7 protein-coding genes are annotated in these 7,750 nt (G+C 69.5%); 5 read left to right on the top strand and 2 right to left on the bottom strand.

Annotated elements, in window-relative coordinates:
- Positions 1 to 30 precede the first annotated feature (30 nt).
- Positions 31 to 468 carry a hypothetical protein gene (locus VES41_RS03960; RefSeq protein WP_324813279.1) on the top strand — a complete coding sequence of 146 codons (438 nt, stop codon included), beginning with the start codon at positions 31 to 33 and terminating at the stop codon, positions 466 to 468.
- 43 nt (positions 469 to 511) lie between these two features.
- On the opposite strand, the gene VES41_RS03955 is transcribed toward VES41_RS03960, so the two are convergent.
- Both VES41_RS03955 and VES41_RS03950 read right to left on the bottom strand, forming a co-directional pair.
- Positions 512 to 2,515, bottom strand: coding sequence for an acetoacetate--CoA ligase (locus VES41_RS03955; protein ID WP_324813276.1), 2,004 nt, complete (start codon positions 2,513 to 2,515; stop codon positions 512 to 514).
- 80 nt (positions 2,516 to 2,595) lie between these two features.
- Positions 2,596 to 3,969 carry a hypothetical protein gene (locus VES41_RS03950; RefSeq protein WP_324813272.1) on the bottom strand — a complete coding sequence of 458 codons (1,374 nt, stop codon included), beginning with the start codon at positions 3,967 to 3,969 and terminating at the stop codon, positions 2,596 to 2,598.
- Between the two features lie 136 nt (positions 3,970 to 4,105).
- Between VES41_RS03950 and VES41_RS03945 the strand changes: the two genes are divergently transcribed.
- The 4 genes from VES41_RS03945 (at position 4,106) to minD (ending at position 7,748) form a co-directional block, all read left to right on the top strand.
- A complete protein-coding gene (locus VES41_RS03945; RefSeq protein WP_324813269.1) occupies positions 4,106 to 4,531 on the top strand; it encodes a hotdog fold thioesterase in 426 nt (141 codons plus the stop codon).
- Between the two features lie 67 nt (positions 4,532 to 4,598).
- Complete coding sequence (locus VES41_RS03940; RefSeq protein ID WP_324813267.1) at positions 4,599 to 5,960, top strand: solute carrier family 23 protein; 1,362 nt, start codon at positions 4,599 to 4,601, stop codon at positions 5,958 to 5,960.
- A 130-nt stretch (positions 5,961 to 6,090) separates the two neighbouring features.
- A complete protein-coding gene (gene minC / locus VES41_RS03935; protein ID WP_324813266.1) occupies positions 6,091 to 6,843 on the top strand; it encodes a septum site-determining protein MinC in 753 nt (250 codons plus the stop codon).
- A gap of 89 nt (positions 6,844 to 6,932) precedes the next feature.
- Entirely contained in the window at positions 6,933 to 7,748 is an 816-nt protein-coding gene (gene minD, locus VES41_RS03930; RefSeq protein WP_324813264.1) for a septum site-determining protein MinD, read from the top strand.
- Positions 7,749 to 7,750 lie beyond the last annotated feature (2 nt).

Raw genomic sequence — 7,750 nt, 5'->3', positions numbered from 1 at the left:
CGGCAACTCCAACCACCGAGGAACTTCATCATGATCCGCTCGCAAAACATCCTGGGCATCGCCATCGCCATGGGCCTGTCGGCCGCCGCCATCGTGTCGGCGCAGACCGTCCCGGCCGAGGAATGGGTCGGCCCGCCCATTCAGTTCACCAGCACGCTCAGCCGCGATGAGGTCCAGGCCGCCTACTTCGCCTCGCCGCAAGTCGGGCCGGCGGAACTGCGCGTCGGTCCGCCCGACCCGGCGCCCGGCATGGTCCAGCGCGCGATGGTAGAGGCTGATCGCAACCTGTGGCTGCGCGCCGGCCTGGGCGACATCGGCGAGTTCGACGACAGCGTCTCGCCCACCTACCGCGAGCGCATGGCGAACTACGAGCGCATGCGCAATGGGCCTGAATTCGCAATCGAGCTGGCCCGCGTCAACGGCGGTGCCAGCACGGCCTCGCTGGCGAAGGTCGAGGCGGGCCAATGATGCTCGCACGCGGCGGCGAGGGTGCGCGGCGTTGCCGCCGCCCTCAGCCCTGCGTCTGCTTTCGGGAATGCGCCAGCGCCACGTACCAGTCCAGGCTGCCGGGATTGGCCATGGCCTCGCGGTTGACCACCCGCTCCAGCGGCTGGCCCAGCAGCAGTTTCTTGATCGGCAATTCCTGCTTCTTGCCCGACAGGGTGCGCGGAATCTCGGCCACCTGGAAGATGTCGTCCGGCACGAAGCGCGGGGACAGCCGGGTCCGGATCGCGTCGTTGATCCTGCCGCGCAGCGCGTCGTCCAGTGCCAGGCCCTCGCGCAGCACCACGAACAACGGCATGTAGCTCTCGCGCCCCAGGTATTCCAGGTCGACCACCATGGAATCGAGCACTTCGGGCAAGCCTTCCACCGCGTTGTAGATCTCGCTGGTGCCCATGCGCAGGCCCTGGCGGTTGATCGTCGCGTCGCTGCGCCCGTAGATCACGCAGCCACCGTCGGCGCCCACCTGCAGCCAGTCGCCGTGGCGCCAGACGCCGGGGTAGGTGTCGAAATAGCTCGACAGGTAGCGCGCATCGCCCGGGTCGTTCCAGAAATACAGCGGCATGGACGGAATCGGCCGGGTGCACACCAGTTCGCCCACCTCGTCCGTCACGGCCTGGCCGTCTTCGTTCCACGCATACACCGCCGCGCCCATGAAGCGGCACTGCATCTGCCCGGGCACCTCGGGAAGTTCGCGGTTCCCGCCGACGAACGCGCCGCAGAAATCGGTGCCGCCCGAGATGTTGCACCACCAGACATCTTCGGCGCCGGCCGCGCGCACGAGCGCGGATCCCCATTCCTGGACCGACGCCGCCAGCGGCGAGCCGGTGCTGCCCAGCACCCGCAGGTGCGACAGGTCGCCCACGTCCGCGGCCGCCAGGCCGGCCTTCATGCAGTTGGCGAAGTAGGCCGCGCCGGCCCCGAAGAAGGTGACGCGGTGGCGTGCCACGAACCGCCACAGGACGCCCCAGTCCGGCCGCGCCGCGCTGCCGGCCGGGTGGCCGTCGAACAGGCACACGGTGATGCCGCTGGCCAGGCCGGACAACTGCGCGTTCCACATCACCCAGCCGGTGGAACTGAACCAGTGGAAGCGCTCGCCGCGGTTGTTGTCGCTGTAGCTGGCGCCCAGGTCGTAATGGATGGCCGACAGCGCCATCGACAACAGGATGCCGCCATGCCCGTGCACGATCGGCTTGGGCAGGCCGGTGGTGCCGCTCGAATAGACGATCCACACCGGGTGGTCGAACGGCAGCCATTCGGGCGCGAACGCGGCGACTTCGGCATCGTGCTGCGCCACGGCCTGCGCCCAGTCGCACTCGGCCGGCAGCGCGGCGGCGGCATGCGGCGTGCGCACCAGCAGCAGCGAATGCACGGTCGGCAGCGACTCGCGCAGCTGCCGCACGACGCTGCTGCGGTCGAGCGCCTTGCCGCCGTAGTGCACCCCGTCTACCGCAATCAGTACCTTGGGCTCGATCTGCGCGAAGCGGTCGACAACCGCGGCCGCGCCCATGTCCGGTGCGCAGACGCTCCAGACGGCGCCGACGCTGGCACAGGCCAGGAAGGCGATCATGGTCTCGGAGACGTTCGGCAGGTAGGCGGCCACGCGGTCGCCGCGCCGCACGCCGAGGCGGCGCAGCGTGAGCGCCAGCGCCGCCACCTGCCGGCGCAGTTCGGGCCAGCTGGTCTCACGCACCCGCCCTTGCTCGTCCTCGCAGACGATGGCGGGCATTCCGGCGCCGTGCGCGGCGTCCACGTGGCGCAGCACCTCGACGGCATAGTTCACCTGGGCGCCGGGGAACCAGCGCGCCCCAGGCATCCTTTCCTCCGCCAGCACGGCCGCATGGGGCGTCGGCGACTGCAGTGCGGCGAAATCCCAGATGCTTTGCCAGAACGCATCGAGGTCGGTGACGGACCAGCGCCACAAGGCGTCGTAGTCGTCGAAGCGCAGGCCGTGCCTGGCCTGCAGGAAATCCTGGTACTGGCGGATCCGGGGAACGGGGATGTGTCGGCTCAATGGATGGTCTCCGTGGCTGCGCACTCTGGTGCGTGCAGGCTGCCCGCCGGAACGACCGGCCGACAGCCCAGCCGCCGAGCCTAACGCGCCGGCCCGCGTTCCGGATTGGGAGGTTCTCCCATGTTCCCCGATTTCGGGGCGGCCTTGCCGCCGGACTTGCCGCCCGGCTTGCCGGCCGGTGCGCTGCTCCCCCCGAGGAGCCGCTCGACCTCGTGGCCCAGCCGCGCTCCGAGCGCCGTCCCCACGCCGGGCAGGACCGCGCTGCCGATCGCCGCCCCGGTCACCGCGCCGGCGCTTGCCGACAGCACCGGCTCCTGGACGGTGCCGGAAATCAGCATCGGCACACCGACGACGCCGTCGACGACATCGACCGCCAGGTCGCCGTTCAGCTTGCCGTTGAGCACCTTGATCTTCCCGCTGGCGCTGAGCGCGCCGGAGCTGGCCTTCAAGTCACTGAACCGGAACTCCATGCCCTGGGCGCTGTTGCGGGTCTCCACGACGCCGGACAGTTGGTCCAGCGGCGTCTGGCCGGCAGTCTCGGTGCCGGCGGTGCTGATGGCGCGGCCGAGGTCGAAGCGGGTGATGCGCGCCGGCTTCATCACGAAGCGGGTGTGCGTATGCAGGCCGCGCAGCAGGTCGATCCAGCGCTCGCCGCGCGAGTCCGCCGTCGTCGTGCCATTGGCGTGGCCGTCCACCACGCTGCGCCGGTGGAAGGCGGCAACCAGCTGGCCGACGTCGACGTCGCGCGGGGTCAGGGCGGCGTCCAGGCGCAGCCGGCCACCCTTGGCCCCGGGCTCGTCATGCAGGCCGGCCTCGCCGTTCCAGCTGCCGCCGCCGACGTCGATCTCCACGCGCCAGCGCATCGGGTCGGCCTGCCGGTCGAGTTGCAGTCGGGCCGGCGGCTGTACGCCGGCGCGTGCCACCTCGGCATGCTGCGGCAGCCCGTCGGCGTCAAACGCCACTTCGCCCTCGTAGACCAGTTCCACGTGCCGCCGGTCGATCCAGCCGAGGTCGCGGAAGGACACGCGCATGTCGCGCAGCACGAGGGCCTTCTCCAGGGGTGCGGTGTTGTCGGGGCCCGCTTTGCCGGCACCGGCGAATTCGCTCAATGCGGCGCGCGACACCGCCACGCCTTCGAGGTCGGCCTGCTCCACCCGCGGTTGGCGGTGCAGCAGCGACGACCAGCTGCCCTGCAGCCGCATGCGCTTGATGACGATCGGATTGTCCTGCCGCGTCACCGCGTCCTCGACCACGAGCGTCGGCGTCGGCCATAGCGACCAGCGGACGGCGCCGAGGTCGACCTCGGTGCCCGTGCGTTCGGCAAAGGCTTTCGACAGGCGGATGGCGGCTTCCTGCTGCGAGGGCAGCCAGGCCCAGGCGGCGAGCGCCAGCACCGCCGCGGCGCCCACGGCGCAGCCGGCGGCACCGAGCAGGAGGACGCGACGGCGCGACATGCATCGACGCTAACGTCGCCCGGGCGCGCGCCATGTCGTCCATCACCCTGTCCTGGCCGTCGCCGGGGCGACGCGTAGCGGTCGGCTGCTGGCTATAGTCCAGCGCCAGCAACAGCAACAAGGAAGCGGACGCACCATGCGCATCTGGCAAAAGCCGGTTTCGGTCGAGAGCCTGACCGAAACCCACGTCAACACCACGGTGGCCCACCTGGGCATCGAGTTCCTGGAAGTCGGCGACGACTTCATCCGCGCCCGCGCGCCGGTCGACCGGCGCACGGTGCAGCCCTACGGCATCCTGCACGGCGGGGTGTCGGTGGTCCTGGCCGAGACGCTGGGGTCGTGCGGCGCACACTATTCCATCCCCGAGGGACAGCGTGCCGTCGGCCTGGACATCAACGCCAACCACCTGCGCGCCGCCAGCAGCGGCTGGGTCACCGGCGTCGCGCGCCCGATCCACCGGGGCCGCACCACGCATGTGTGGCAGATTGACCTCATCAACGACGCCGGCGAGCCCACTTGCGTGTCTCGCCTGACGATGGCGATCCTGCTGCCCCGACAATAGCGCCCGCCCGCAGCCGAGGTCGAGGCGGCGGTGCCTTCGCACTCCGTCGACCCGCAAGGACAACAAGATGAGCGATTCCCGCCTCTTCGGCTGGCAACAGGTCCGGCCGGCAGCCGGCCAGGTCGTGGCACCGCACGAGCGGCTGCCCTGGACACCCACCGTGCTGCTGGGCATCCAGCATGTGATTGCGATGTTCGGCGCGACCGTGCTGGCGCCGCTGCTGATGGGGTTCGACCCGAACGTCGCCGTCCTGATGAGCGGCATCGGCACCCTGATCTTCTTCGCCATCACCGGCGGGCGGGTTCCCAGCTACCTGGGCTCGAGCTTCGCATTCATCGGGGTGGTCATCGCCGCGACCGGCTACGCCGGGCAGGGGCGCAACGCCAACATCGGCGTGGCGCTGGGCGGCATCATCGCCTGCGGCGTGGTCTACATGCTGATCGGCGCGCTGGTGGCGGCCACCAACCGGCGCCAGCGCCGGCTCCAGTCCACCGTCGCCGGCATGGAAGTCGACGAGATCGAGGACGGCGCCGCCACCCACTGGATCGAGCGGCTGATGCCGCCGGTGGTCACCGGGGCGGTGGTCGCGGTGATCGGGCTGAACCTGGCGCAGGTTCCCATCAAGAACATGGCACCGACGAGCTTCGACACCTGGATGCAGCTGGTCACGTTCGTCTCGGTCGCCCTCGTGGCGGTGTACACCCGCGGCATGGTGCAGCGGCTGCTGATCCTGGTCGGCCTGATCCTGGCGAGCGTGGTCTATGCCGTGCTCACCAACGGCCTGGGGCTGGGCAAGCCGATCGACGTCTCGGCCATCGCCGCCGCGCCCTGGTTCGGCGTGCCGCACTTCGTCGCGCCGGTGTTCAAGGCCGATGCCATGCTGCTCATCGCCCCGGTGGCGGTGATCCTCGTGGCCGAGAACCTGGGCCACCTGAAGGCGGTCAGCGCCATGACCGGCACCGACATGAACCCCTACATCGGCCGCGCCTTCATCGCGGACGGCCTGTCCACCGTGGTCAGCGGTGCCGCCGGCGGCACCGGCGTGACCACCTACGCCGAGAACATCGGCGTGATGGCGGCCACGAAGATCTATTCCACCGCGATGTTCGTGGTAGCGGCGGCAATCGCCATCGTGCTCGGGCTGAGCCCGAAGTTCGGCGCCTTGATCCAGGCCATTCCGCTGGCAGTGATGGGCGGCGTGAGCATCGTGGTGTTCGGACTGATCGCCATGTCGGGCGCCAAGATCTGGGTCGACAACCAGGTCGACTTCAGCCGCAACGGCAACCTCCTGGTGGCCGCCATCACGCTGATCCTCGGCACCGGCGACTTCACGCTCAAGTTCGGCGACCTGGCCTTGAGCGGCATCGGCACCGCCACGTTCGGCGCCATCGTGCTCAACGCGCTGCTCAACCGCCGCCATTTCGCATGACGAAGTGACGGCCGGCGCGCGATGCAACAACATGCAAAAGGTCCCCGGCAGTGCCGCCAAAGGCGCCTGCAGCGCCGGGCCGGCGGCTCGCGCCCGTTAGACTCGGGCGCTTTCGGGACCCACTTCTTTCATGGCTGATGCATCCGCCGCGCGCACCCAAGCGGTATTCGAGTTCAAGAGCGCGACGCTGCCGCTGATCGCGGTGATCCTCAAGACGGCCGACCTCGACCTGCTGGCCGAGGCGCTGGACGCACAGCTCGCCGACTCCCCCGATTTCTTCGAGCACGAGCCGGTCGTGATCGACCTGTCGCAGCTGCAGCTGGCCGACGACGAGGACGCGCTCGATTTCCCTCGCCTGCGCGAACTGCTGGCGCGTCACCAGACGCAGCCGATCGCGGTGCGCGGCGGCAGCGATGCGCTGCATGCGGCCGCGCGTGCCGCCGGCCTGTCGGTGGCGGCCATGCCCGTCGCGCCGGCGCCGAAGCCGGCCCCCGCCGCGCAGGCGCCCAGCCCGGCGCCGCAGATCGTGCGCGAGGTGCCGGTGCCGGCCAGCGGCACGCTGGTGATCGACCGGCCGCTGCGTTCGGGCCAGCAGGTCTACGCGCGCGGCGGCGACGTCATCGTGCTGGACGTGGTGAATTTCGGCGCGGAAGTCATCGCCGACGGCCACGTCCACGTGTACGCGCCGCTGCGCGGCAAGGCCATCGCCGGCGCACGCGGCAATACCGAGGCGCGCATCTTCAGCACCTGCATGGAGGCGCAGCTGGTCGCCATCGCCGGCATCTACCGCACCTCCGAGGTGGCCCTGCCGGGCGATGTGCAGGGCAAGCCCACGCAGGTCTGGCTGGACGAACAGAAGCTGGTGTTCCAGTCCATCGCATGAACAAACGTCCACGCCGGCCGGGGCCGGCCCGACAAACACCCAATTCAACCTCAACCCGACTTCACGAGAAAACAAGGAATCAACAGCAAATGGCCAAGATCGTGGTGGTGACTTCCGGCAAGGGCGGCGTCGGCAAGACGACGACGAGCGCGAGCTTTGCCTCCGGACTCGCGCTGGCGGGCAAGAAGACCGCGGTGATCGACTTCGACGTCGGTCTGCGCAATCTGGACCTCATCATGGGCTGCGAGCGGCGCGTGGTGTTCGACCTGATCAACGTCATCCAGGGCGAGGCGAACCTGCGCCAGGCGCTCATCAAGGACAAGAACTGCGAGAACCTCTTCGTGCTCGCCGCCTCGCAGACGCGCGACAAGGAAGCGCTGACGCAGGAAGGCGTCGAAAAGGTCCTCAAGGACCTGGCCGAGATGGAGTTCGACTACATCGTGTGCGACTCGCCGGCCGGCATCGAGACGGGCGCCATGATGGCGATGCACTTCGCCGACGAGGCGCTGATCGTGACCAATCCCGAGGTCTCCTCGGTGCGCGACTCCGACCGCATCCTGGGCATGCTGGGCAGCAAGACCCGCCGCGCCAAGGAAGGCGGCGAGCCGATCAAGGAGCACCTGCTGATCACCCGCTACAACCCGAACCGGGTCGCCGGCGGGCAGATGCTGTCCCTCGAGGACATCCAGGACATCCTGCGCATCAAGCTCATCGGCGTGGTTCCGGAGTCCGAGTCCGTGCTGCAGGCCTCCAACCAGGGCATCCCGGTCATTCACGACAAGGAAAGCGACGTCGGCCAGGCCTACCAGGACGTGGTGGCCCGCTTCATGGGTGAAGACCGCCCCATGCGCTTCGTCGACGCGGAGAAGCCCGGCTTCTTCAAGCGACTGTTCGGAGGGAAGTGAGC

It is taken from the genome of Variovorax sp. (assembly GCF_035634955.1).
Taxonomy (GTDB): Bacteria; Pseudomonadota; Gammaproteobacteria; order Burkholderiales; family Burkholderiaceae_C; genus Variovorax.
This window is presented reverse-complemented; position numbering and strand designations above follow the sequence as displayed.

Coding starts and splice junctions, on each gene's coding strand:
- VES41_RS03960 (WP_324813279.1), top strand. CDS start 31: ATGATCCGCTCGCAAAACATCCTGGGCATCGCCATCGCCATGGGCCTG.
- VES41_RS03950 (WP_324813272.1), bottom strand. CDS start 3,969: ATGTCGCGCCGTCGCGTCCTCCTGCTCGGTGCCGCCGGCTGCGCCGTG.
- VES41_RS03945 (WP_324813269.1), top strand. CDS start 4,106: ATGCGCATCTGGCAAAAGCCGGTTTCGGTCGAGAGCCTGACCGAAACC.
- VES41_RS03940 (WP_324813267.1), top strand. CDS start 4,599: ATGAGCGATTCCCGCCTCTTCGGCTGGCAACAGGTCCGGCCGGCAGCC.
- minC (WP_324813266.1), top strand. CDS start 6,091: ATGGCTGATGCATCCGCCGCGCGCACCCAAGCGGTATTCGAGTTCAAG.
- minD (WP_324813264.1), top strand. CDS start 6,933: ATGGCCAAGATCGTGGTGGTGACTTCCGGCAAGGGCGGCGTCGGCAAG.